A 22699-nucleotide genomic window follows, 5' to 3' on the forward strand; every position below is an offset into this window, starting at 1 on the left:
CAGCAGCAGCGTCGGAAAAATCTCCTGCAGGTCCTCGACCTGGCGTTCGTCCAGCATCGAGGCCTCGTCGACGAAGCCAATGTCGAGCGGTTCCTCGCGCCGCTTCCAGCCTGTGATGAAGTCGCTGCCGCGCAACCCGGCGGCGGCCAGCGCCGCGGGAACCGAGGAATGCTGCGCGTAACTCGCCGCGGCGCGATCCAAGGCCTCGGGGGTCAGGTCCTCGATCTCGGGCTTCTCGCCGTTTCCCATCAGCCATTCGGCGATGCGCTCGTATTCCGGATCGTAAACCGGCGTATAGAGAATGCGGTGGATCGTGGTGGCCGGCACGCCACGGTTGCGCAGCACGCTTGCGGCCTTGTTGGTGGGCGCCAGCACGGCAAGGGTCCGGCGATCGCGCCTGCGGCGGCCTTCCCAGTCTCCCGACACGGTGTCTACGCCCGCGGCCTCGAGCGCCTTGACCAGTTCCGACAGCAGCAGCGTCTTGCCGCTGCCCGCCTTGCCTGTCAGCGCGAGGATCCGGGACTTGCCCTCCTTCGCGGGCAGGCACAATCCGTCTTCCAGATCGATGCCCGCATCGTGCAGCAGGTCCGCCACGGCATCGTAGGCCTGGGCCTGGTCGTCTGAGAACTGGATCACGGGCGCGTTCATGCGCGCGACCCTATCCTCAGGGGTGGTGCGGTGCCAGATGAAACCCGGCGTCGCCCGTCTGTTCACGGGCCGAGATATGCAGCGGCCGTCGGTCGGGCGGGTCCTGCCCGCCCGCTACCGAAGGTAGGGTCAGGCAGCCAGGCGCATGGGAACGGCTGCGGCGGCGACGGCCTGCACGGCGAGGTCCATCATCGGGGTCGGTTCGGTGGCATTGAACGAACGTTCGAACCAGCGGCGGGTCATTTCGGGGGAGATCCCGGCGCTCTTGGCGACCGAGGCCTGCGCTTCGGCCGAGAATTCCCACAGGCCGACCGAAATCTGCTCGCGGCCCTCGCCTTGGCTCCCGAGGATTTCCGGCGACGAGCCGATACGGCGGTAGATACGGACCATGCGGGCATCGAAGACGCCGACGAAGTGCTCGATGTCGAATTCGCGCATCACCTCGCCACCGGCCAGCATCAGCGCTGCGGCCACACCGGGCGTCGCGTCGCGGGACAGGCAGAAGCGGGTGCATTCCCAGATGAAGGGGCTTTCGATGCGCACGCCGTCGGTGAGGTGTACGAAGTGGTCGTTGACCATGGTCTGGCCGACCGTCGGCAGCAGCCGCATCGAGCCACCATGCGTGCCGTCGGCGTTTTCCCAGATGACGTAGAGCGGGTTCTGCGCATCGTACTCATCGCGCTCGTAGCCCAGCTCGTCGACCGACACGTCCCAGCCGAGGCGCGTCTTGAACTGGTCCGCACGGTCCAGGAACATCGTGTGCGCGAGGGTCGGGAAGTTGTGCAGGTCTTCGGCGTAGATGTAGCGGATCATGTCGGTTCCCCTTGGTGTCGTGCCGGTCGCTGGTGCGTCGCGGCGTTGATCTGATGAGGAAAGTTTTGCCCCGAGTTTCTTAACGACATGATTCAGGACCGCGCGGCGTGGTTACCGGCGGCTTAACGGGCCCTTCTAAACCACGATCAGGCCACGGCTGAGGGCCCGTGCGACCGCGTGTGTTGTGTTTAGCGCGCCAAGCTTGAAGCGCGCGCTTTCGACGTAGACCCGAAGCGTATGCTCGGAGATCTGCAGCTTGTCGGCGGCTTGCGCCCGCGACAGGCCGATCGCCAGCATCGTCATTGCTTCGACCTCGCGCGGGGACAGCGGCTGGCCTTGGTCGGGCGCGCGCCCGGGTTCGAGCTGCAGCGCCACCTGGTTGAAGCAATGCGCGATCAGGATCAGGTCGCGTCGGTTCGTGGTGGTGAATTCCTCCCAGTCCTCGTCGGAGCAGATGTGGCTGACAGTGAACAGCGCATACTGGCCGTTCGGGCCGCGGATCGGGATGGAAAAGCCCTGGTTGCCGACACCGTGGGCGATTGCATCCTGCAGGAAGGCCCGTGCGGCCTTGCTGCTCCAGTCGAGGCGCTTCCAGTCGATTGGATGGAACTTCTGGTAGCACCCCTGGATGACCGGATCGACCCTCAGGTAGCCCTTCTCGAGATACCGATCGACCCAGACATCGTCGTATGTTCCGCAGCCGTATTGCTCTCCGGCGCTGTTGACCCAGTGATAGACGACGTGATTGATGCCGTAGAAATCACGAAACGCGACCGACGCGGCCTGAAGCCGCTCGAGCGAGTCAGCGGATTCCAATCCTTCGATCAGCGCGTCCAGACGCGGCGTGTTCGCCAAGTACCCCAAGGCCATCCCCCTCGGCAGCGGACGCAATCTCGATCTGAGCGACGTAGGACACGTCGTCGAGTTGCGCCGCCAACGTCGGCATGTCGTTGGCGCGCGCGAAAGCCTTCAGATCGGTAATTACGTCCAAGATCCAGTCATGTCCCATGGGGAGCCTCGCTTAATAGTAGTTAACGACCTATTAAAACAACTCTAGCATGCGCGGATTCAGCTTAATATTCGCACATTCTAACTCCCCATAAATAGCGAGGGGGCGATTTTCAGGCCTTTGGAATGGTTGGGGCGACCTCCGGAACGACGAACGCCCGCGCCGGTCTGGACCGATTCGCGGGCGTTCGCGTCTGGCCGGATGATCCGACCCTACTTCTTCGCGTCGAGCGCGTCCTCGAAAGTGCGCAATCCGGTGCGTGGCGCCTGGACGAGAACGGCCATGTTGCCGGGCTTGTGCTCGTTCTTCATCATCTTGGTGTGGGCGTCGGGAATCTCGGCCCACGGGAAGACCTCGGACATGCACGGGTCGAGCCGGCGCTCGATCATCAGCCGGTTGGCCGAAGCCGCCTGCTTGAGATGCGCGAAGTGCGACCCTTGCAGACGTTTCTGGTGCATCCACATGTAGCGCACGTCGAAGGTGCAGTTGAACCCGGACGTGCCGGCGCAGATCACCACCATGCCGCCCTTCTTGCAGACCAATGTCGAGACGGGGAACGTCGCCTCGCCGGGGTGCTCGAAGACCATGTCCACGTTCACGCCCTTGCCGGTGATGTCCCAGATCGCCTTGCCGAACTTTCGCGCCTCTTTCAGCCAGGCGTTGTATTCGGGCGTGTTCACCGTGGGCAGCTGGCCCCAGCAGTCGAACTCCTTACGGTTGATGACGCCCTTGGCCCCCTGGTCCATCACGAACTGGCGCTTGCTCTCGTCCGAGATGACACCGATCGCGTTCGCGCCCGCTGTGTTCGCCAACTGGATCGCGTAGGACCCCAGTCCTCCCGACGCCCCCCAGACCAGCACGTTCTGCCCGGGCTTGAGCTCATGCGGGTGATGGCCGAACAGCATCCGGTAGGCAGTGGCCAGCGTCAGCGTGTAGCAGGCGCTCTCCTCCCAGGTCAGGTGACGCGGCCGCGGCATCAGCTGCTGGGCCTGCACCTTGGTGAACTGGGCGAAAGAGCCGTCGGGCGTCTCGTAGCCCCAGATCCGCTGGGTGGGCGAGAACATGGGGTCGCCGCCGTTGCATTCCTCGTCGTTGCCGTCATCCTGGTTGCAGTGGATCACGACCTCGTCGCCCACCTTCCAGTTGCGCACGGCTGCGCCGACCTTCCACACGATCCCCGAGGCGTCCGAACCCGCGATGTGGTAGGGCTGGCCGTGGCCGTCAAAGGGGCTGATCGGCTGCCCGAGACCCGCCCAGACCCCGTTGTAGTTCACGCCCGCGGCCATCACGAGGACCAGCACCTCGTTGCTGTCCACGTCCCAGGTGTCGACGACCTCTATCTCGAAGCTCTTCTCGGGTTCGCCGTGACGCTCGCGCCGGATCGCCCACGCGTACATCTTCTTCGGCACGTAGCCCATCGGGGGCATTTCGCCGATCTCGTAAAGATCCTTCTCGGGGGCGTCGTACTGAGCGATGCCCGGCTGGTTGTCCAAAGCCATGCCGGCCTCCTGTCCATGTCCTCGACCCGGCGCTGCAGTGCAGAATCGCGGGTACCCGCCATCGGCTTACGCCTCGATGGGTAACTTTGCAATATCCAGGGTGTTTGTTTCGGTAACTTTATAACCGAGCAAGTGCAGAATGTGTGGTCACCGCTCCATCAGGTGCGTGATGGAATTGGCATAGAACTCGGCCAGCGCGCGCTGCTCGGGAACCACGGCGTAGCGGCCATCCTGCTCGACCGCGATACCGCGACGGGTCAGCGCCTGCAGGCCAAGCTCGACCGCCGCGGCATGACTGGAGCGCGGGAGATGCACATGCGCGTCGCCCAGCCTAGCGACCGCAGCCTCGGTCTCGGCCTCCAGATCCTCGCGCGTGCAGCTTTTCACGCGCAGCAACAACCACGCGACAAGCGGCACGGGCAGAACCGGAACGATCGCGGCGATGCGGTCCATCAGGGTCCTGGCCAGCGCATCGGCGTCGGCGGCAAGGTCCGGCGCTTCGCGCAAGGAAAATGGCGTGCCGAAACTCACGGCCGCGTAGCCGAAGCGCTGGAAGCGGCCGGTCACCTTCCGCCACGCCTGCCGCAGCACCGCCCGCATCACGCGCAGGATCCCGGCATCGAACTTGCGCTTGCCGGCCTGCCCGGCCCCGATCAGGACGCGGTCCTCGAGCACACGGTCGTAGTTCAACGCGACCGGCACGAAGACGATGTCGCGTGCGCCTTGGCGACCACCCTCGACTATGTAGCTCAGCAAACCTTTCTTGGGCGGGTGTACGGTGCCGTCGAGGCTCAGCCCTCCTTCGGGAAAGATCGCCTGCGTGACGCCGGCCTCGGTCGACATCTGCACGTAGCGCCGCAGGACCCGACGATACAGCGTGTCACGCGCGCGGCGGCGGATGAAGTACGCTCCCATGTTCCGGATGAGCCGGCTCAGCGGCCAGACTTGCGCCCATTCCCCCACTGCATAGGACAGGGCCGACCGGTCGGCGGCCAGGTGCGTGACGAGCACGTAGTCCATGTTGCTGCGATGGTTCATCACGAAGACCACGGTCGCCTCGGGATCGATTGCCTGCAGCGCGCCGGCGTCGTGGTGGCGCAGCCGCACGCGGAACAGCGCGTTCGACAGCCGGCGTGCAAGCCCGACGCCCCAGCCGAAATAGGTCAGCGCCGAGAACGACGGCACGATCTCGCGCGCATAGGCGCGAGCGCGCTCGAAGGCGACATCCTCGCGCACGCCGGTCTCGCGGGCATGGGCGACGATCGCGCGAGTGACCTCCGGGTCGTAGCACAGGCGCTGGATCAGATCGTAGCGGCGCAACAGCTTGAACGGCTGGATCGGCCGCTCAAGCCGCCGGTTCAACCGATCGACCGCGCGCTGCATCCGGCGACGAAGGAACCAGCGCACAGACGGGAATAGAAAGTTCGTGGCGAATGCCGCGACCGCGAAGATCAGGATGAGGATGAACAGCCAGAGCGGCAGGGTGACAGGGGCGGTCATGGGAGCAAACGGTGTCAGGCCCCCCTTGCGCGCGCAACCTCTAAGGATTTGCCCGGCGCCGCGCGACGCGGCCTGCGTCGCGGGCGCATCACCCCATGGGGATCAAGCTGCGCCGAACGCTCGAAAGGAAGAGCGACCGCTTCCCATTTCGCTTTCCCACCGGATCGACGCGCGGCATCCTGCGATCCGGCGCGCTGCACTGCGGCGAATTGACAAAGACACATTATGTCTAATACCTGTTTCGCAACGCAATAAGATTGCAAGCTAGAATCCGATCCCGGAGACCCTGATGACCGACACTTCTCGCGACACGCCCTGGCTGATCCGCACTTATGCCGGCCACTCGACCGCGGCGGCATCGAACGCGCTCTACCGCGGAAACCTGGCGAAGGGGCAGACGGGCCTTTCGGTGGCCTTCGACCTGCCCACGCAGACCGGGTACGACAGCGACCACGTGCTGGCCCGCGGCGAGGTCGGGAAGGTGGGCGTGCCGGTGTGCCACCTAGGCGACATGCGCACGCTATTCGACGGCATCCCGCTCGAACAGATGAACACGTCGATGACGATCAATGCGACGGCGCCCTGGCTGCTCGCGCTCTACATCGCGGTAGCCGAGGAGCAGGGCGCGGATGTCGCGCAGCTCACCGGCACAGTGCAGAACGACCTGATAAAGGAATACCTGAGCCGCGGGACGTATATCTGCCCGCCCGAGCCCAGCCTGCGGATGATTGGCGACGTGGCCGAGTACTGCCTGACCCACGTCCCCAAATGGAACCCGATGAACGTGTGCTCCTATCACTTGCAAGAGGCCGGCGCGACACCCGAGCAGGAGCTTGCGTTTGCCTTGGGTACGGCGGTGGCCGTGCTGGACGAGTTGCGCCCCCGCGTACTTGGGGCCGAGTTCGAGCGCATGGTGGGGCGGATCAGCTTCTTCGTGAACGCGGGCATCCGCTTCGTCACCGAGATGTGCAAGATGCGCGCCTTCGTGGACCTGTGGGACGAGATCCTGATCGAGCGCTACGGCGTCGAGGACGCGAAATACCGCCGCTTCCGCTATGGCGTGCAGGTGAACAGCCTCGGCCTGACCGAGCAGCAGCCCGAGAACAACGTCTACCGCATCCTGCTGGAAATGCTAGCCGTGACGCTGTCCAAGAACGCCCGCGCCCGTGCGGTGCAGCTGCCCGCCTGGAACGAGGCGCTCGGCCTGCCCCGTCCTTGGGATCAGCAATGGTCGATGCGCATGCAGCAGATCCTGGCCTACGAAACGGACCTGCTGGAATACGACGACCTGTTCGACGGCAACCCGGCAGTCGAGCGCAAGGTCGCCGCGCTAAAGGAGGCCGCGCGCGCCGAGCTGGCCAATCTCGACGCCATGGGCGGCGCGATCCGGGCGATCGACTACATGAAGGGCCGGCTGGTGGAATCCAACGCCGCCCGCGTCGGCCGGATCGAGCGCGAGGAGACCACGGTCGTCGGCGTGAACCGCTTCACAGGGACGGAACCCTCGCCGCTGATGGGCGAGGACGGCGGCATCATGACGGTCGATCCGGGAGTCGAGGCCGAGCAGGTCGGCCGTCTGGAAGCGTGGCGCGCCGCGCGTGACGGCGCCGCGGTCAAGGACGCGCTGGCCGCGCTGCGCGCGGCGGTGCGCGACGGTAAGAACGTGATGCCCGCCTCGATTGCCTGCGCAAAGGCGGGCGTGACGACCGGCGAATGGGCCGGCGAGATGCGCGCCATCCACGGCGAATACCGCGCGCCCACGGGCGTTTCGCACGCGCGGTCCAACATGACCCAGGGCTTGGACGAGATCCGCGAAGCGGTTGACGCAGTCAGCGACCGGCTGGGCCGCCGGCTGAAGCTGCTGGTGGGCAAGCCAGGGCTCGACGGGCACTCCAACGGGGCCGAGCAGATCGCCTTTCGCGCGCGCGATTGCGGGATGGATATCGAATACGCCGGCATTCGCCTGACGCCGGAACAGATCGTCGATGCGGCCGCGCGCGGCGCACACGTGATCGGGCTTTCAATCCTGTCGGGCAGCCACATCCCGCTGGTCGAAGACGTCCTGCGGCGGCTGGAAATGGCCGGGCTTTCGGAAACCCCCGTGATCGTGGGCGGGATCATTCCCGAGGACGATATCGCGCGGCTACGCGGAATGGGTGTCTCGAAAGTCTACACCCCCAAGGATTTTGCCCTGAACGCGATCATGATGGATATCGTGACGCTCGCCGATCCCGCGAACCTTGCGGCTGAATAAACCTTTTCGGCGAAAATCCGCGAAAAAGTCTTCTATTTTGTGTCAGCACACTCGCGATTGCGGGATCCATCTTGCATTGGGTTTTCTTTGTTCATACGCAATTGGAAAACTCATGAGGATAAGACATGGCAATCGACCTGGATAAACTGTCGCGCGACGAACTGGTGAAACTCATCTCGGACGCGGAAAAAGCTCTCAAATCGCTCGAGACCCGGCGCAAGGCGGAAGCAAAGCGCGCCGCCGAAAAGGCCGCGCAGGAATACGGATTCTCGCTGGATGACGTGATCGGTGGTGGAAGCGCAAAAGGGGCGAAAGGCTCCAAGGGCGCGCCGAAATACGCGCATCCCGAGAACCCGGAAAAGACCTGGACCGGTCGCGGCCGCCAGCCCAACTGGGTCAAGGAATGGCTGGAAAGCGGCAAGTCGCTCGACGACCTGAAGATCTGAGATGACTGTCCATATCGGCGCCAAGCCGGGCGAGGTCGCGGAAACGGTTCTGATGCCCGGCGATCCGCTGCGGGCGCAATGGGCGGCGGAAACGTTCCTCGACAATCCGGAATGCGTGAACCGCGTGCGCGGCATGTTCGGATTCACCGGGACGTGGAAAGGCAATCGGGTGACGATCCACGGGTCGGGCATGGGAATGCCCAGCCTGTCGATCTACGCCAACGAGCTGATCCGCGATTACGGAGCAAAGACGCTGATCCGCATCGGCTCCTGCGGAGCCATGCAAGAGAATATCGCCATTCGCGACGTGATCCTGGCGATGACGGCCTCGACCCTTTCCACGCCCTCGCGCGGGATATTCCGCGATCTCAATTACGCGCCCTGCGCGGATTACGGGTTGCTGCGCGCCGCCGCCGATGCGGCCGCGTCGAAAGGGATCACGCCGCATGTGGGCGGGATTTACTCATCGGACGTTTTCTACGACGAACGGCCGGACCTGAATGCCGAGATGATGCGGCACGGCATTCTCGGCGTGGAAATGGAAGCGGCCGAGCTTTACACGCTTGGCGCGCGCTACGGCGTACGGACGCTGGCCGTGCTGACGGTAAGCGATCACCTCGTCACGCACGAGGCACTGCCGTCCGAGGATCGCGAGCGGTCCTTCGGCGAGATGGTCGAAATCGCGCTCGAGGCGGCCTTCTCCGGCTGACTTGCGCTTGGGAATGCGAGGGGCCGCGCCTCTCGCGATCTCAGCACAATCCTCAGGAAAAACGAACAGGCGCTCAGCGGCCGTGGCTGCGGTCATACCCGTTTGGCGCGGGCGGCTGCCAGCCGGTCAACGCCTGCGCGTCAGGCCTCAGGATCTCGACCCGCAGCGGAAAGCAGGCAGCGGTGTCCGACGAATGCTCGGCCGAGCAATCGCCGCCCGGACAGGCGCTGAGCGCGCCCAGCAGGTCGATCTCGGCAAACAAGGTCAGCGCGTCGCCCGGACGGACGGGGCTCGCCTTCATGAAATACTGCCCGGTGTCGCGGGTGAAGCCGGTGCACATGAAGACGTTGAGCACGTCGTGCACGTGCCTCTCGGCTTCGTGCAGCGGCAGGCCGGTGGCGTCGCACAGCGCGCGGGTGAGGTTCGAATGACAGCAATGGTGGTACTGCGTACCCGACAGCAGGTTGCCCGTGTAGGGATCGCAGCGCGTGCCGATCACGTCGTGCACAGAGCCACCGAATGAGTCGATGCCGTACCAGTCGAGGCTGTCGGCGACGATCGTCGCCATCGGGCGCAGATACGGGAAGCACGACCACATGCGCTCGCCCGTCGTCAGGTGCGTGCCGTGCAGCGCGCGGGTTTTGCCGGAATAGAAGCGCTCGGTCAGATCGGCGGCGTTCCACAGGTTCAGGTCGCCGACCTGCGGGCCCTCGACGCTGACGATGCGGAAGAACTGCCCGGCAGGCACGCGGAATGTGGCCGCTTCACGCGGCGCAACCGTCACGACGTCGACAACCTCTGCCGAAGCAAGCGCTTGGCTATAAAGCTCAAGGTCCGGCCGCGGCAGCGTGTCGGTCGGATAGCAGATGACCGGCGGAACGGCGCGGCGGGCCTCGGCATCGTGCGGCGCATCGCTCATGTCACCTCCCCTGAACGGTCGCGGGCGCGTTCATGTCTGGCCTCCGTCGCGAAAGCAGGTCCGGGGGGCCTTGCCCACAGGTCCGCGGGTGGTCGCGCCACAATTCACGCAGGTCCAGACGCTATCGTCGGCCTTGGGGTATTCCCGCCACCGGCAGGCCCGCGTGCCGCGGTTCGAGAACACCGCGATCAGAACGAAGGCGACGATCAGACCGACGACCACCAGCATCGCGACCTCCCTGTCGTTCCGCCCGCGACGGCGTCACGCGCCGCCGCGGATTGCAGAACGAAGACGGCAATCAGACCGCGCGATCCAGCATCATCTTCTTGATGTCGGAAATCGCCGCCGCCGGGTTCAGGCCCTTCGGGCACGTCTTGGCGCAGTTCATGATCGTGTGGCAGCGGTACAGCTTGAACGGATCCTCGAGGTCGTCCAAACGCTCACCCGTCGCCTCGTCGCGGCTGTCGACGATCCAGCGATACGCGTGCAGCAACGCGGCGGGGCCGAGGTACCGGTCGCCGTTCCACCAGTAGGACGGGCACGAGGTCGAGCAGCAGGCGCACATCACGCATTCGTAGAGGCCGTCGAGCTTCTTGCGGTCGTCGATGGACTGCTTCCACTCCTTGGCTGGGCGGTTCGTCTTTGTCTCGAGCCAGGGCATGACGGATTCATGCTGCGCGTAGAAATGCGTGAGGTCGGGGATCAGGTCCTTCACCACCGGCATATGCGGTAGCGGGTAGATCTTCACGTCGCCCTTGATCTCGTCCAGGCCGTAGATACAGGCCAGCGTGTTGATCCCGTCGATGTTCATCGCGCACGAGCCGCAGATCCCCTCGCGGCACGACCGGCGGAAGGTCAGCGTCGGATCGATCTCGTTCTTGATCTTGATCAGCGCGTCCAGAACCATCGGGCCGCACTTGTCCATGTCGACGAAATAGGTGTCGACGCGGGGGTTCTCGCCGTCGTCCGGCGTCCAGCGATAGACCTGGAACTTGCGCACGTTGGTCGCGCCCTCGGGCTTGGGCCACGTCTTGCCGGTGCGGATCTTCGAGTTCTTCGGAAGGGTGAACTGAACCATGTCAGACTCCTATGGGTCGGGCCGGGAGGCGCCTATCCGGCCTGCTGCAGCAGGACCGGCAGCCCCCGGGTTCCCAGGCAATTGATCGTTTCGGGCTTGGTGATGATCTGGCCCACCACCTCGGCCGTGGCAGGGGTCGGCCCAAGGGCCGCGTCGGACGCAAGCGCGCGGATCTGCGCCGCCGTCGCGTTGTCGATCACGCAGTCGATGGCCGGTTCGACCGGCAGGCCGGGGAACCGCTCGACAACGACACGGGTGACGACCGAGCGCGCGGCCTCGCGCGCAAAGGCATCCTGCACCTGCGGCGAGCAGCCCAAAAGCGCCAGCCCCGCGGCCAGTATGCACATCGCGCGCATCAGAAGGTCCGCGTCTTCGGCGCGATGCGCTTCAGCTCGATCCCGCCCTGATCCTCTGTGGTCAGCGGATCTGTGATCACCGGACGGAAACTCAGTTCGACCTCGGTTGCGGTGGCGAGGTCGCCGCGCATCCGGGCGATCGTATGCACGCGCCACTTGTCGTCGTCGCGATCGGGATGATCCTCGTGCGCGTGGGCGCCACGGCTTTCGGTCCGCGCCTCAGCCGACACGATCGTGGTCAGCGCGTTGGGCATCAGGTTGGTCAGCTCGAGCGTCTCCATCAGGTCCGAGTTCCAGACCAGGCTGCGGTCGGTAACCTTCAGATCCTTCACCTTTCCGGCGATCTCGGTCATCCGGCGCACGCCGTTCGACAGCGTCTCGCCGGTGCGGAAGACGGCGGCGTCGCTCTGCATCGTCTTCTGCATTTCCAGCCGCAGCTCGGCGGTCGGTGTCTGGCCGTCGGCGTGGCGGAGCGTGTCGAAGCGATCGAACGCCTTGTCGATCTGATCCTTCGGCGCGACCGGCACGGCGCTTTCGCGGTCGACGATCTTGCCCGCGCGGATCGCTGCTGCGCGGCCGAACACCACGAGGTCGATCAGCGAGTTCGAACCCAGCCGGTTCGCCCCGTGGACCGAAGCGCAACCGGCCTCGCCCACGGCCATCAGGCCCGGAACAATCGCGTTGGGGTCGCCCTCGGTCGGGTTCAGCACCTCGCCCCAGTAGTTCGTCGGAATGCCGCCCATGTTGTAGTGCACCGTCGGTATGACCGGGATCGGTTCCTTGGTGACGTCGACGCCGGCGAAGATCTTGGCGGATTCCGAGATGCCCGGCAGCCGCTCGGCCAGCGCTTCCTTCGGCAGGTGCGACAGGTTCAGGTGGATGTGGTCGCCATGCTCGCCTACGCCGCGGCCCTCGCGGATTTCCATGGTCATGCAGCGGCTGACGTAGTCGCGGGGCGCGAGGTCCTTGTAGTTGGGCGCGTAGCGCTCCATGAACCGCTCGCCCTCGGAGTTGGTAAGGTACCCGCCCTCGCCGCGCGCGCCTTCGGTGATCAGGCAGCCCGAGCCGTAGATGCCCGTCGGATGGAACTGCACGAACTCCATGTCCTGCAGCGGCAGGCCCGCGCGCGCCACCATGCCGCCGCCGTCGCCGGTGCAGGTGTGCGCCGAGGTCGCGCTGAAATAGGCGCGGCCGTAGCCACCTGTCGCCAGCACCACGGTCTTGGCGTTGAAGACGTGGAACGTGCCGTCATCGAGCTTCCAGCACAGCACGCCCTTGCAGACGCCGTCTTCCATCAGCAGGTCGATCGCGAAATACTCGATGTAGAACTCGGCCTTCTGCTTGAGGCTTTGCCCGTAAAGCGTGTGCAGGATCGCGTGGCCGGTGCGGTCGGCCGCGGCGCAGGTGCGCTGCACTGGGGGGCCTTCGCCGAACTCGGTCGTGTGGCCACCGAAGGGACGCTGGTAGATCTTGCCCTCCTCGGTGCGGCTGAAGGGGACGCCGTAATGCTCGAGTTCGTAGACCGCCTTGGGCGCCTCGCGCGCGAGGTACTCCATCGCGTCCGTGTCACCCAGCCAGTCGCTGCCCTTCACGGTGTCGTACATGTGCCATTGCCAAGAATCCGGGCCCATGTTCGACAGCGACGCGGCGATGCCCCCCTGCGCGGCGACGGTGTGCGACCGGGTCGGGAACACCTTCGTGACGCATGCGGTCCGCAGGCCCTGTTCGGCCATGCCCAGCGTCGCCCTCAGGCCCGCGCCGCCGGCCCCCACCACGACCACGTCGTAGTCGTGCGTCTCGTAATCGTATGCAGCCATCTGTCCTGCTCCGTCTGAAATGGTCGCGATCGGGCGGGCGCCTTACAGCGCCAGCCGCGCAATCGCGAAAAGGCCCACGCCTGCCGCGCCGTAGCTGAGGCACATCATGCCCAGCAGAATCCACTTGCCCCATGCACCGTGGACGTAGTCTTCGATCAGGGTCTGGAAACCGTCGTTGAAGTGCTTGAAAGACACCACGAGCGTGAGCGCCGCCACGATCGCCGGGAAGGGCCGCGCGTAGTAAGCCAGCACTTCCTCGTAGGTGCCACCCAGCGCGGCGCCGAAGGTGAACACGAACAGCGGGATCAGGATCAGCAGCGCGACCGAGCTCTTCTTCATGCTCCAAGCGTGTTGCGTGCCGGTCTTGGCCGAGCCCATGCCCTCTGCACGCTTGCGGTCTGTCAGGAATGCCATGGGTTTCTCCTCAGATGAACAACACGGTCACGATGGTCAGAAGGACCGAACCGCCGATCACGGCCCAGCTGAGCATGTCCGTGCTTTCGATGTCCATGAAGTGACCTTGGTCCCAGACCAGGTGCCTCAGGCCCGCCAGGCTGTGGTACCACAGCGCCCAGAGCGACAGGAACAGCACCAGATCGCCGAACCACGACGTTAGCACTGCGTCGGCGGTCGCGAAGGCCTCGGGGCCTGTCGCGGCGGCAAGAAGCCACCACACGATCAACAGCATGGCGACCAGCAGCGCGTTGCCCGTGATCCGCGTCAGGATCGAGGTGATCGAGTTGAGCTGCGGCCGGTAGACCTGCAGGTGCGGCGAGAGCGGGCGATTGCCCCGGTTCACGTCGGCCATCTGGACATCCTTTCGGTTCCCTTGCGTGGGTTTGTAACGCTTTTGCGTGCGCTGTCACGGGCCTGCGGCGGGCGGCGGCGCGGTTTTTTGGCGCAATCCGGCGCATTTTCGCCCCTTGTGATCACACGCCTATCGCCCGTGATCACAAACCGGACTTGGCTGCCCGTCCCGGCGACCGGACGAAACGCTACCGGCGAATCCGCGCCCTAAAGCGGCATCAGCGCCCAGTAGTCGAGGTCGAGCAGCACGTTCGGCAGGTACTTGCCATCCTCCCCGCGCAGGGTGAATGGCTCTCCGCCCTTCTTCGCGACCAGCCGCAACCGGATGGCGCCGACGCCCGGCGCCGTGGTCTCGGCAATGTCCAGCACCTCGGACCACGCCTTGATCGTGTCGCCGGCGAAACAGGGATTGGCATGCGCGCCGCCGTTGAGGCCGACGATCATCTGCGCGTTCGCGAGCCCGTTGAAGCTGAGACCGCGTGCCATCGAAATCACGTGCCCGCCATAGATCAGCCGTCCCTCGGGGCGCACGGTCAGATCGAAATGCACCTTGGCGGTGTTCTGCCACAGCCGGGTGGCGAGCATGTGCTCGGCTTCCTCGACGGTGACGCCGTCCACGTGGTCGATCACCTCGCCCACCGCGTAATCGGTCAGGCGATGCGGCTCGCCCGCCAACGTAAAATCGTAACCGGTGAAATCCAGCCCCTCGGGCACCACCAGATCCGAAGCCGCGAGCGCGCCTCGAAGCTCGGGCACGACCGTCTCGGGCGCCGGCGCATCGACGTCGCGCTTGCGGACCATCACCCAGCGCACGTAGTCCAGCACGACCTCATCGCGCTGGTTCAGCCCCTCGCTGCGCACCCAGACGACGCCGGTCTTGCCGTTCGAGTTCTGCTTCAGCCCGATCACGGTCGAGCGTGCGCGCAGCGTGTCACCGGGCCAGACCGGCCGGTGCCAGCGCCCTTCGGCGTAGCCGAGGTTCGCCACCGCGTTGAGCGAGATGTCCGGGACCGTCTTGCCGAACACCAGATGGAAAGCCATCAGGTCGTCTATCGGGGCGGCGGGCATCCCGCAGGCGCGCGCGAATTCGTCCGACGAATGCAGGGCGTGCCGCGCGGGGTAGAGCGCGTGGTAGAGCGCGCGCTCGCCGCCGGACACGGTGCGCGGCACCGCATGGTCGATCACCTGCCCGACGTGGTAATCCTCGAAGAAATGCCCGGCGCTGGTCTTGGTCACTGCGCACCCAGCTTCATGTCGGGATCGTAGGTGCCTTCGACTTCCTTCACCACGGCCTGGCCGCACCGCATCACGCCGTTCGCGCCGTCGAACGCGTAAGTGGGATCGCCGTAGAGGCTCCACCCCTTGCTGAGCGCCTCGCTGACCTTGTGGCAGAAGGCCGATGTGTCGTCCTCGGAAAGAAAGCGATACAGTTTCATAACGTTACCTTTGAATATCCCCGAACGTCAGCGTGGAAAGGGCCAGACGCCCAGCCAGGCGTGGATGCCGGTGACGACGGCGAAGACGACCAGAGTGATGATAACCAGCTTTACGTCGCCCTTGGGCTCGCCCCGCTCGGGCCGGACCCAGTCCTCGGAGCGGTTGATAAGGATGACCTCGGCCACGGCCCAGAGCAGCAGCCCGCCGAACAGGATGACCGATGCGAGATCGCCGTTCACCAGCAGGTGCGCGACGGCCCAGATCTTGACCGCCGTGAGCTGCGGGTGGCGCATCACGCCACGCAGACGGCCGGTCGTGGCCGACATGCCGAACACGAAGATCGCCAGCAGCATCAGCAGGTTGTTGACGTGCACCAGGAAGGCGGGCGGGTACCATAGGTTGACGAAACCGGTGCCCCGGTAGCCGATGACCATCAGCACGACACCGCCGAGCACGCCGGCGGCGACCAGTCCCTTGCCGCCGTCGCCCATGCGCGCGCGCCGCTCCGGCGCGATGCGCTTGAAGAGATGCGCCAGGACCCAGAGGGCGAGGCCGAGGATCAGCAGGACGTAGGACATGGGCTCACTCCGCCGTGAGGGTTTCGATCGCCTCGGCTTTTGCCAGAGTTTCGCGTGCCGTGTCCACGTGCAGGTTCTCGACGATCTTCCCGTCGACAACCGCGACCCCCTGCCCCTGCGCGGTGGCCTCTTCGAAAGCGGCGATCTGCCGGCGGGCGAGGTCGATCTCTTCGGCGGTGGGCGCGAAGGCCGCGTTGGCGACATCGACCTGCGCCGGATGGATCAGCGTCTTGCCGTCCATGCCCATGTCGCGGCCCTGTTCGCATTCGACGCGCAGACCCTCGTCGTCCTTGAAGGCGTTGTAGACCCCGTCGACGATGACGCGACCGTGCGCCTTGGCGGCCAGCACGCACAGACCCAATCCCGCCATTAGCGGCATCCGGTCCGCGCGAAAGCGCGCCTGCAGGTCCTTGGCCAGATCGTTCGTGCCCATGACCATCCCCGCCAGCCGCGGGTGCGCCGCGATGCTGTCGGCGGCCAGCATGCCGCGCGGTGTCTCCATCATCGCCCACAGCGGCTTGTCCGTCAGGGCGGCCAGATCGTCCAGGTGGGCGGGCGCGTCGACCTTGGGCAGCAGGACCGCGTCGCAGGGCATCGTCTCGGCCGCCTCGGCGTCCGCCCGGCCCCATTCCGTGTCGAGCGCGTTGATCCGGACGATGGTCAACCGGCGGCCGTATCCCTGCGCCAGCGCCTCGGCCAGAGTTTCGCGCGCCGCGGCCTTTTCGGACGGCGAGACGGCGTCCTCGAGGTCGAAGATGATCGCGTCCACCGGCAGAGTGCGAGCCTTCTCCAGCGCCCGCGCCTTCGAGGCGGGAATGTAGAGAACCGACCGGCACGGGCGCGCGCGCATGTCCATGAGCACCTCCTCGGGAAACATTGTTGCGCGGAGGTGGCCATCTTTTGCCCGCCCTTTCAAGGACGGAATCGCGAGCGCGCGATTGTCGGGCAGGCGCTGACTACGCACGCGCATAATACCGACATTTCTCGGCAACGGGCGGGTCGTTAACCATGTGTTGAGACAAAGTCCCGGAATGTGAGGCATGTCGAAATGGGCCGATTAGCATCGATCAGAGGGATGCAGGGCTCGAGGGACCCAATCACCGGTGGCTTCGGGAAGAGCATCCGGTGCGTGCCGAAAGGGTAACGCGATGACGAAGATGACGGCGAAACTGATCCTGCTCTCGACCGGCCTTGCCTTGGGCGCGACCTCGCTGGCCCGGGCCGAAACGCCGGCGCGCAACTGCGCCCCGCGCGACACGGTGATCGAGCGGCTGGCCGCGAAATACGGCGAGACGCGCAAGAGCATCGGGCTGGGCAACAACAACGCGGTGATGGAGGTCTTCGCCTCGGCCGCGACGGGCACCTGGACGATCACCATCACCACGACCGCCGGGATGACGTGCCTCGTGGCCTCGGGCCAGGCATTCGAGGAAATGGCCGACATCCTGCCGCCGCAGGGCGACGAGGTCTGATCTAGCGCCGGGGGCCGCGCCCCCGGTGCCACCGAAGCCGGATCAGGTCAGCGCGATCCAGATCAGCCTGATCCCGGTCAGGGTCAGCAGGGTGTAGGTGACGCCGAAGAACAGGCGCTCGGACACCCGCGTGTGGGCGCGGATGCCGATCCACGTACCGAGCAAAGCGAAGGGCGCCAGCGCCGCCGCCAGCAGCAGCGTCTCGGCCGAGAAGATGCCCATCCCCGCGTAGAACAGCGATTTCAGCAGGTTGACCGCCCAGAACACCAGCACGGTGGTCGCCTGGTACGCCGTCTTCGACAGCCCCCGTCCCAGAAGATACACCGCCGCCGCCGGGCCGCCTGCGTGGCTCACGAAGCTGGTGAAACCCACGACGACGCCGGCCACCGTGCCGGTGGTGCGTCCCGGCCGCCACTCGGCGAAGCGGATCCACCCCCTCGACCGCGCGACCTGCCACGCCACGAAGCTCACCGACACGATCCCGATGAGCAGCCGGATCGCATCCGGGCTGGCCGCCGCGTAGAACGCGGCCCCCGCCAGGGTTCCCGGCACCGCACCCAGCAGCAGCACCCGCCCCGCCTGCCAATCCCAGCGGCGCCAGTAGGCCCGCAGGCTGGTCACGTCGATCAGCATCAACAGCGGCAGCATCAAGCCCAGCGCCGCTCCGGGCGGGATCACCAAGGCGAGAATCGAGGCGCTGGCGAAGGCGGCACCCGACCCGAAGCCGCCCTTCGAGACGCCGGCGAAGATCACCGCCGGCACCGCCACCAGGAAAACCGACCAGCTGAGGATTTCCACGCCGCGCTCCGGAAAAGCCAAACACGGATTAGCCTTACCCGCAGCGCGCGACCCGGAACAAGCCCGCGCGCCCTTCGTGCCGCGGCGCGGCGGACTTGCGCGCGACGCGTCAAAGGCCTAGTCACGCGCCAGTCAAACCGAAGGATCGGAGAACATCCATGGCCAGACCCAAGATCGCCCTCATCGGCGCGGGACAGATCGGTGGCACGCTCGCGCATCTTGCCGCCATGAAGGAGCTGGGCGACGTCGTCCTGTTCGACATCGCCGAGGGCACGCCCGAGGGCAAGGCGCTCGACATCGCGGAATCCGGCCCGTCGGAGGGCTTCGACGCGCGTCTGAAAGGCACCTCGGATTATGCCGATATCGCCGGCGCCGACGTCTGCATCGTGACCGCAGGCGTGCCGCGCAAGCCGGGCATGAGCCGCGACGACCTGCTGGGCATCAACCTCAAGGTCATGAAGGCCGTGGGCGAAGGCATCCGCGACAACGCGCCGGACGCCTTCGTCATCTGCATCACCAACCCGCTCGATGCGATGGTCTGGGCGCTGCAGAAGTTCAGCGGCCTGCCGGCCGAGAAGGTCTGCGGCATGGCCGGCGTGCTCGACAGCGCGCGCTTCCGCCACTTCCTGAGCCTCGAATTCGACGTGTCGATGAAGGACGTGACCGCCTTCGTCCTCGGCGGGCATGGCGACACGATGGTGCCGCTGACGCGCTATTCGACAGTGGCCGGCATCCCCCTGCCCGACCTCGTGAAGATGGGCTGGACCACGCAGGAGAAGCTCGACGCGATCGTGCAACGCACCCGTGACGGCGGCGCCGAGATCGTCGGCCTGCTCAAGACCGGCAGCGCGTTCTACGCCCCCGCGACCAGCGCGATCGAGATGGCCGAGGCGTACCTCAAGGACCAGAAGCGCCTGCTGCCCTGTGCCGCGCATTGCGACGGCGTGTTCGGGCTCGACGGGTTCTACGTCGGCGTGCCGACGATCATCGGCTCCGGCGGGGTCGAGCGCATCGTCGACATCAAGCTGACCAAGGACGAACAGGCGATGTTCGACAATTCGGTCGCGGCCGTGAAGGGACTTGTCGAGGCGTGCAAGGGCATCGACGACAGCCTGGCGTGACGCCTGTCATACGTGGAAAAGCGAAAAGCGCCCCGAAACCGGGGCGCTTTTTTTATTCTTTCGGTCGATGCCGCGCGGTCAGTCCGTCGACGTGCCGCCGCCGCCCTGCTGGTTCTGCAGACGCTGGGTGGCGTCGTCCTCGGTTTCCTCCGACCCATCCGCAGTGTCATCGGTCTGCCCATCTGCGGCTTGGCCTTCATCGGCTTGCGCATCGGCGCCGCCATCGGTCTGGGTACTCGCGTCGGACGCGGTGCCGTCTTCCGACTGCGCGTCGGTCTGCAGGCCGTCCGATTGCGCATCCGTCTGCTCGCCGGCCGATTGCGCGTCAGTCTGTTGACCATCGCTCGCAGTTGTCTGGCTGTCGCCCGCCGCTGCGCCGTCCTGTTCTGCCGTCGCGCCTTCATCTTGTGTCGAAGCCGCCTGCCCGTCCTGCGTCGCCCCGTCACCGTCGCCGGTGGTGATCAACCGGCCCGTATCGCCCGATTGCGCATCTGCGCCTTCTTCGGTTGCGTCCTGCTGCGAGACGCCATTTTCGGATTGGGTTTCACCGTCGGCCGCATCGCCCGACTGTGCCGGCTGCGCCTCGTCGTCGCTCGCTCCTTCCGCGGCACCGGCGTCCGTGCTGCCGTCCTGTGCCTGTTGTGATGTGGCTTCGCCGGAAGATTGCTCCGACTGATCGGTCGCGCCCTCCTGGGACATCTGCGAGGCCTGCGTGTCGCCCTCAGTCAGCGCCGACGAGATCGATTGCTCGATCTCGAGCAGCCGGTTGCCGCGCTGTTCGACCTGTTCGGTCAGCGTGGTGACCAGCGCCTGCAGTTCGTCGCGCTGCTGCCGCTGTGCCGCGACCAGTTCCTCGAGCTGCTGGCGGCGCGTCTCGAGTTGACCGGTGGACTCCTCGAGCTCGGACTGGCGGGCCTGAAGATTGCCGACTTCGGTGCTCAGCGTCTCGACGCGGCCGCGCAGCTCGTTCTCCTGGTTGACCGTCGCCTGCAGGTCTTCCTGCGCCGAGGCAAGGCTTTCGGACACCGTGGCGCTTTCCTCGTTGAGGCTGGCCAGCGTCTCGCGCAGCTGCGCTTCCTGCTGGCGGGCCTCTTCAAGCCGCTCGGACACGTCGCGCAGCGACTCCTCGCGCTCCGAGATCTGGTTCTGCAACTCGCTGCTGCGCTGGTCGAAGGTCGAGATCGTTTCCTGCAGCGGCTGGGCTTCCTGCTCCAGCATCTGCACTTCTTCCTCGCGCCGCGCGACCGTTTCGGCCAAGGCGTTGCGCTCTTCCTCCAAAGTGCCCAGCTCGGTGTTCAGCGTCTCGAGCTCGGTTTCCACGCTCGTCAGCTGCTCCTCGGCCTGATCGACCTGCGGCTGCAGTTCGGCAAGCTCCGTCTCCAGCTCCTCGACCGTGCCATACGTCCCGATCTGATCGGCCAGCTGGGTCTCGATGGCGCGCACGTCCTGCGTCAACCGTTCTTCGACCTGCGATTTCGTCACTGAAAAGTAGATTGCCAGAAGCCAGCCAACGGCGGCCACAAGCCAGAAAATAATGCGTTTCATGTCCGCAGACCCGGTGCGTTGCGCCATGGTGCCCTTCCTCTCCGCAAAGCGTAATATGCACCGGTGCAACGTCAGCGCGGCAATTACAGTTCCCGGCTTGAAAGCGGTTGCACGCGATTCGCGTGACGATGCGCCCCGGGCCTAGCCAGCGCGCGATTTATGTGATCACAGCTTAGAAACGTGTGATCACATACGGCGGAAAATCGCCGGTCGGGACCGAATTGAGCAATTATTCGTTTAACCTGGGCGGGTACGCCCGCGTATACCGCGAAAAATCGCAAGCAAAATGACGGGGACAGTCGACCCATGAACATTCACGAATACCAGGCCAAGGCCCTGCTGCGCAGCTACGGCGCCCCGGTCTCCGACGGCCGTGTCGTCCTGCGCGCCGAGGAAGCCAAGACCGCCGCGTCCGCGCTCGACGGCCCGCTCTGGGTGGTCAAGGCGCAGATCCACGCCGGTGGCCGCGGCAAGGGCACCTTCAAGGAGGCCGATGCCGGCGAGGCAGGCGGCGTGCGTCTGGCCAAGTCGGTCGAGGAAGCCGAGCAGGAGGTCAAGCGCATGCTGGGCCGCACGCTGGTCACCAAGCAGACCGGCGAGGCCGGCAAGCAGGTCAACCGCATCTACATCGAGGACGGCTCGGGCATCGAGACCGAGATGTACCTGGCGCTTCTGGTCGACCGCGTGACCAGCCGTGTGTCGTTCGTCGCCTCGACCGAGGGCGGCATGGACATCGAGGAGGTGGCCGAGAACACCCCCGACAAGATCCTGTCGTTCAGCGTCGATCCCGCCACCGGCTACCAGCCGTTCCACGGCCGCCGCATCGCCTTCAACCTCGGGCTCGAGGGCAAGCAGGTGAAGCAGTGCGTCCAACTCATGGGCACGCTCTACAAGATGTTCGTCGAAAACGACATGGAGATGCTCGAGATCAACCCGCTGATCGTCACCGACGAAGGCGATCTCAAATGCCTCGACGCCAAGATGGGTTTCGACGGCAACGCGATCTACCGGCACCCCGACATCGCCGAGCTGCGCGACACGACCGAAGAGGATTCCAAGGAACTGGAAGCCTCGAAGTACGACCTGAACTACATCGCGCTCGACGGCGAGATCGGCTGCATGGTCAACGGTGCGGGCCTGGCAATGGCGACGATGGACATCATCAAGCTCTACGGCGCCGAACCGGCCAACTTCCTCGACGTGGGCGGCGGCGCCACCAAGGAGAAGGTGACCGAGGCGTTCAAGATCATCACGTCCGACAAGAACGTGAAGGGCATCCTGGTGAACATCTTCGGCGGCATCATGCGCTGCGATGTCATCGCCGAAGGCGTGATCGCCGCGGTGAAGGAAGTCGGCCTCAAGGTGCCGCTGGTGGTCCGCCTCGAGGGCACGAACGTCGACAAGGGCAAGGAGATCATCCGGAACTCGGGCCTCGACGTGATCGCCGCGGACGACCTCAAGGACGGCGCCGAGAAGATCGTGAAGGCGGTGAAGGGCTGAACGCGGTGCCCTCCCTGTTCGCCATAGTCACGGCCGTTGCGGCGTCGCTTGCCTTCCTCGCGTATCGGTTTTCGAGCCGCAGGGCCGGGCACATCACGCTCGCAAGCGCCTTTTTATGGCTTCTTAGCATCTCTCTATTTTGGCTCAGTGCCACCACCTTTCCGCACGACGAAACGAGACGCGAGGTTGGGGAGTGGCTAGCAGCGGTCCCGCTTTTGCTCGCGCTTCCCCTTACCGTGTTGGCGCTCGTTGCACTCGTTGCGGATCTCGAATTCAAGAAGGAGGCCTAAATGGCCGTACTCGTCGACGAAAATACCAAAGTCATCTGCCAGGGCCTCACCGGCTCGCAGGGGACCTTTCACACGGAACAGGCGATCGCCTACGGGACCAAGA

Annotated in this window: 24 protein-coding genes and 1 pseudogene; 7 read left to right on the forward strand and 18 right to left on the reverse strand. The window is 65.4% G+C overall.

Translation table 11 applies throughout. From position 1 onward, the window contains the following. The 5 genes from ACFDTC_RS12535 to ACFDTC_RS12555 form a co-directional block, all read right to left on the reverse strand. A partial coding sequence (locus ACFDTC_RS12535; RefSeq protein WP_375259219.1) for an AAA family ATPase occupies positions 1-648 on the reverse strand: 648 nt, incomplete at its 3' end. A 129-nt stretch (positions 649-777) separates the two neighbouring features. Then, the gene (locus ACFDTC_RS12540) at positions 778-1461 is read right to left on the reverse strand and encodes an acyl-homoserine-lactone synthase (protein WP_375259220.1); all 684 of its coding nucleotides are present in this window, start codon (positions 1459-1461) and stop codon (positions 778-780) included. A 135-nt stretch (positions 1462-1596) separates the two neighbouring features. Continuing rightward, on the reverse strand, positions 1597-2331 hold the full coding sequence (locus ACFDTC_RS12545) for an autoinducer binding domain-containing protein (RefSeq protein WP_375259221.1): 735 nt from the start codon (positions 2329-2331) through the stop codon (positions 1597-1599). Between the two features lie 351 nt (positions 2332-2682). Next, entirely contained in the window at positions 2683-3969 is a 1287-nt protein-coding gene (ccrA, locus tag ACFDTC_RS12550; RefSeq protein WP_375259222.1) for a crotonyl-CoA carboxylase/reductase, read from the reverse strand. Between the two features lie 147 nt (positions 3970-4116). Continuing rightward, a complete protein-coding gene (locus tag ACFDTC_RS12555; protein ID WP_375259223.1) occupies positions 4117-5469 on the reverse strand; it encodes a 1-acyl-sn-glycerol-3-phosphate acyltransferase in 1353 nt (450 codons plus the stop codon). Positions 5470-5758: 289 nt separating this feature from the next. On the opposite strand from ACFDTC_RS12555, the gene ACFDTC_RS12560 reads away from it, so the two are divergent. The 3 genes from ACFDTC_RS12560 to deoD all read left to right on the forward strand — a co-directional run bounded on the left by ACFDTC_RS12560 (position 5759) and on the right by deoD (position 8878). Beyond that, positions 5759-7723, forward strand: coding sequence for a methylmalonyl-CoA mutase family protein (locus tag ACFDTC_RS12560; protein WP_375259224.1), 1965 nt, complete (start codon positions 5759-5761; stop codon positions 7721-7723). Positions 7724-7848: 125 nt separating this feature from the next. Then, positions 7849-8169, forward strand: a complete 321-nt coding sequence (locus ACFDTC_RS12565; protein WP_375259225.1) for an H-NS family nucleoid-associated regulatory protein — start codon at positions 7849-7851, stop codon at positions 8167-8169. A 1-nt stretch (position 8170) separates the two neighbouring features. After that, positions 8171-8878 carry a purine-nucleoside phosphorylase gene (gene deoD, locus ACFDTC_RS12570; RefSeq protein ID WP_375259226.1) on the forward strand — a complete coding sequence of 236 codons (708 nt, stop codon included), beginning with the start codon at positions 8171-8173 and terminating at the stop codon, positions 8876-8878. Positions 8879-8951: 73 nt separating this feature from the next. On the opposite strand, the gene ACFDTC_RS12575 is transcribed toward deoD, so the two are convergent. The 11 genes from ACFDTC_RS12575 to ACFDTC_RS12625 form a co-directional block, all read right to left on the reverse strand. Beyond that, complete coding sequence (locus tag ACFDTC_RS12575) at positions 8952-9797, reverse strand: urea carboxylase-associated family protein (protein WP_375259227.1); 846 nt, start codon at positions 9795-9797, stop codon at positions 8952-8954. A gap of 30 nt (positions 9798-9827) precedes the next feature. After that, complete coding sequence (locus ACFDTC_RS12580; RefSeq protein WP_375259228.1) at positions 9828-10025, reverse strand: hypothetical protein; 198 nt, start codon at positions 10023-10025, stop codon at positions 9828-9830. 70 nt (positions 10026-10095) lie between these two features. Further along, complete coding sequence (locus ACFDTC_RS12585) at positions 10096-10875, reverse strand: succinate dehydrogenase iron-sulfur subunit (RefSeq protein WP_375259229.1); 780 nt, start codon at positions 10873-10875, stop codon at positions 10096-10098. A gap of 32 nt (positions 10876-10907) precedes the next feature. Next, positions 10908-11222 carry a hypothetical protein gene (locus ACFDTC_RS12590; protein WP_375259230.1) on the reverse strand — a complete coding sequence of 105 codons (315 nt, stop codon included), beginning with the start codon at positions 11220-11222 and terminating at the stop codon, positions 10908-10910. 8 nt (positions 11223-11230) lie between these two features. Continuing rightward, a complete protein-coding gene (sdhA, locus tag ACFDTC_RS12595) occupies positions 11231-13048 on the reverse strand; it encodes a succinate dehydrogenase flavoprotein subunit (RefSeq protein WP_375259231.1) in 1818 nt (605 codons plus the stop codon). Positions 13049-13090: 42 nt separating this feature from the next. Next, the gene (sdhD, locus tag ACFDTC_RS12600) at positions 13091-13462 is read right to left on the reverse strand and encodes a succinate dehydrogenase, hydrophobic membrane anchor protein (protein ID WP_375259232.1); all 372 of its coding nucleotides are present in this window, start codon (positions 13460-13462) and stop codon (positions 13091-13093) included. 10 nt (positions 13463-13472) lie between these two features. Beyond that, positions 13473-13856: a succinate dehydrogenase, cytochrome b556 subunit gene (gene sdhC, locus ACFDTC_RS12605; RefSeq protein ID WP_375259233.1), complete on the reverse strand. Its 384-nt coding sequence runs from the start codon at positions 13854-13856 to the stop codon at positions 13473-13475. 206 nt (positions 13857-14062) lie between these two features. Further along, positions 14063-15091 carry a MaoC family dehydratase gene (locus tag ACFDTC_RS12610; protein ID WP_375259234.1) on the reverse strand — a complete coding sequence of 343 codons (1029 nt, stop codon included), beginning with the start codon at positions 15089-15091 and terminating at the stop codon, positions 14063-14065. After that, positions 15088-15291 (reverse strand): DUF1737 domain-containing protein, encoded by a 204-nt coding sequence (locus ACFDTC_RS12615; RefSeq protein WP_375259235.1) that lies wholly within the window; start codon positions 15289-15291, stop codon positions 15088-15090. The genes ACFDTC_RS12610 and ACFDTC_RS12615 overlap by 4 nt, the downstream gene beginning before the upstream one ends. A 27-nt stretch (positions 15292-15318) precedes the next feature. Then, positions 15319-15870 carry an NnrU family protein gene (locus ACFDTC_RS12620; protein WP_375259236.1) on the reverse strand — a complete coding sequence of 184 codons (552 nt, stop codon included), beginning with the start codon at positions 15868-15870 and terminating at the stop codon, positions 15319-15321. A gap of 4 nt (positions 15871-15874) precedes the next feature. After that, on the reverse strand, positions 15875-16726 hold the full coding sequence (locus ACFDTC_RS12625) for an HpcH/HpaI aldolase/citrate lyase family protein (protein ID WP_375259237.1): 852 nt from the start codon (positions 16724-16726) through the stop codon (positions 15875-15877). A gap of 292 nt (positions 16727-17018) precedes the next feature. Here ACFDTC_RS12625 and ACFDTC_RS12630 point away from each other — a divergent pair, with 292 nt between their 5' ends. Continuing rightward, entirely contained in the window at positions 17019-17342 is a 324-nt protein-coding gene (locus tag ACFDTC_RS12630) for a hypothetical protein (protein ID WP_375259238.1), read from the forward strand. Positions 17343-17384: 42 nt separating this feature from the next. On the opposite strand, the gene ACFDTC_RS12635 is transcribed toward ACFDTC_RS12630, so the two are convergent. Continuing rightward, entirely contained in the window at positions 17385-18140 is a 756-nt protein-coding gene (locus tag ACFDTC_RS12635; RefSeq protein ID WP_375259239.1) for a sulfite exporter TauE/SafE family protein, read from the reverse strand. Between the two features lie 158 nt (positions 18141-18298). Between ACFDTC_RS12635 and mdh the strand changes: the two genes are divergently transcribed. Next, on the forward strand, positions 18299-19261 hold the full coding sequence (gene mdh / locus ACFDTC_RS12640; RefSeq protein WP_375259240.1) for a malate dehydrogenase: 963 nt from the start codon (positions 18299-18301) through the stop codon (positions 19259-19261). A gap of 78 nt (positions 19262-19339) precedes the next feature. Here the strand turns inward: mdh and ACFDTC_RS12645 are convergent, their stop codons facing one another. Continuing rightward, positions 19340-20833: a hypothetical protein gene (locus tag ACFDTC_RS12645; RefSeq protein ID WP_375259241.1), complete on the reverse strand. Its 1494-nt coding sequence runs from the start codon at positions 20831-20833 to the stop codon at positions 19340-19342. 279 nt (positions 20834-21112) lie between these two features. Between ACFDTC_RS12645 and sucC the strand changes: the two genes are divergently transcribed. Together sucC and ACFDTC_RS12655 are read left to right on the forward strand one after the other, a co-directional pair. Next, the gene (sucC, locus tag ACFDTC_RS12650; RefSeq protein ID WP_375259242.1) at positions 21113-22306 is read left to right on the forward strand and encodes an ADP-forming succinate--CoA ligase subunit beta; all 1194 of its coding nucleotides are present in this window, start codon (positions 21113-21115) and stop codon (positions 22304-22306) included. 290 nt (positions 22307-22596) lie between these two features. Next, positions 22597-22699 (forward strand): annotated as a pseudogene (locus ACFDTC_RS12655) (succinate--CoA ligase subunit alpha); the annotation flags it as partial.

The sequence above is a fragment of the Citreimonas sp. genome (assembly GCF_042096055.1).
Classification (GTDB): domain Bacteria; phylum Pseudomonadota; class Alphaproteobacteria; order Rhodobacterales; family Rhodobacteraceae; genus Citreimonas.

What these genes read in the sequence shown, in the direction of transcription:
- ACFDTC_RS12540 (WP_375259220.1), bottom strand. Translation starts at nt 1,461, where the DNA reads ATGATCCGCTACATCTACGCCGAAGACCTGCACAACTTCCCGACCCTC.
- ACFDTC_RS12545 (WP_375259221.1), bottom strand. Translation starts at nt 2,331, where the DNA reads ATGGCCTTGGGGTACTTGGCGAACACGCCGCGTCTGGACGCGCTGATC.
- ccrA (WP_375259222.1), bottom strand. Translation starts at nt 3,969, where the DNA reads ATGGCTTTGGACAACCAGCCGGGCATCGCTCAGTACGACGCCCCCGAG.
- ACFDTC_RS12555 (WP_375259223.1), bottom strand. Translation starts at nt 5,469, where the DNA reads ATGACCGCCCCTGTCACCCTGCCGCTCTGGCTGTTCATCCTCATCCTG.
- ACFDTC_RS12560 (WP_375259224.1), top strand. Translation starts at nt 5,759, where the DNA reads ATGACCGACACTTCTCGCGACACGCCCTGGCTGATCCGCACTTATGCC.
- ACFDTC_RS12565 (WP_375259225.1), top strand. Translation starts at nt 7,849, where the DNA reads ATGGCAATCGACCTGGATAAACTGTCGCGCGACGAACTGGTGAAACTC.
- deoD (WP_375259226.1), top strand. Translation starts at nt 8,171, where the DNA reads ATGACTGTCCATATCGGCGCCAAGCCGGGCGAGGTCGCGGAAACGGTT.
- ACFDTC_RS12575 (WP_375259227.1), bottom strand. Translation starts at nt 9,797, where the DNA reads ATGAGCGATGCGCCGCACGATGCCGAGGCCCGCCGCGCCGTTCCGCCG.
- ACFDTC_RS12580 (WP_375259228.1), bottom strand. Translation starts at nt 10,025, where the DNA reads ATGCTGGTGGTCGTCGGTCTGATCGTCGCCTTCGTTCTGATCGCGGTG.
- ACFDTC_RS12585 (WP_375259229.1), bottom strand. Translation starts at nt 10,875, where the DNA reads ATGGTTCAGTTCACCCTTCCGAAGAACTCGAAGATCCGCACCGGCAAG.
- ACFDTC_RS12590 (WP_375259230.1), bottom strand. Translation starts at nt 11,222, where the DNA reads ATGTGCATACTGGCCGCGGGGCTGGCGCTTTTGGGCTGCTCGCCGCAG.
- sdhA (WP_375259231.1), bottom strand. Translation starts at nt 13,048, where the DNA reads ATGGCTGCATACGATTACGAGACGCACGACTACGACGTGGTCGTGGTG.
- sdhD (WP_375259232.1), bottom strand. Translation starts at nt 13,462, where the DNA reads ATGGCATTCCTGACAGACCGCAAGCGTGCAGAGGGCATGGGCTCGGCC.
- sdhC (WP_375259233.1), bottom strand. Translation starts at nt 13,856, where the DNA reads ATGGCCGACGTGAACCGGGGCAATCGCCCGCTCTCGCCGCACCTGCAG.
- ACFDTC_RS12615 (WP_375259235.1), bottom strand. Translation starts at nt 15,291, where the DNA reads ATGAAACTGTATCGCTTTCTTTCCGAGGACGACACATCGGCCTTCTGC.
- ACFDTC_RS12620 (WP_375259236.1), bottom strand. Translation starts at nt 15,870, where the DNA reads ATGTCCTACGTCCTGCTGATCCTCGGCCTCGCCCTCTGGGTCCTGGCG.
- ACFDTC_RS12625 (WP_375259237.1), bottom strand. Translation starts at nt 16,726, where the DNA reads ATGGACATGCGCGCGCGCCCGTGCCGGTCGGTTCTCTACATTCCCGCC.
- ACFDTC_RS12630 (WP_375259238.1), top strand. Translation starts at nt 17,019, where the DNA reads ATGACGAAGATGACGGCGAAACTGATCCTGCTCTCGACCGGCCTTGCC.
- mdh (WP_375259240.1), top strand. Translation starts at nt 18,299, where the DNA reads ATGGCCAGACCCAAGATCGCCCTCATCGGCGCGGGACAGATCGGTGGC.
- ACFDTC_RS12645 (WP_375259241.1), bottom strand. Translation starts at nt 20,833, where the DNA reads ATGGCGCAACGCACCGGGTCTGCGGACATGAAACGCATTATTTTCTGG.
- sucC (WP_375259242.1), top strand. Translation starts at nt 21,113, where the DNA reads ATGAACATTCACGAATACCAGGCCAAGGCCCTGCTGCGCAGCTACGGC.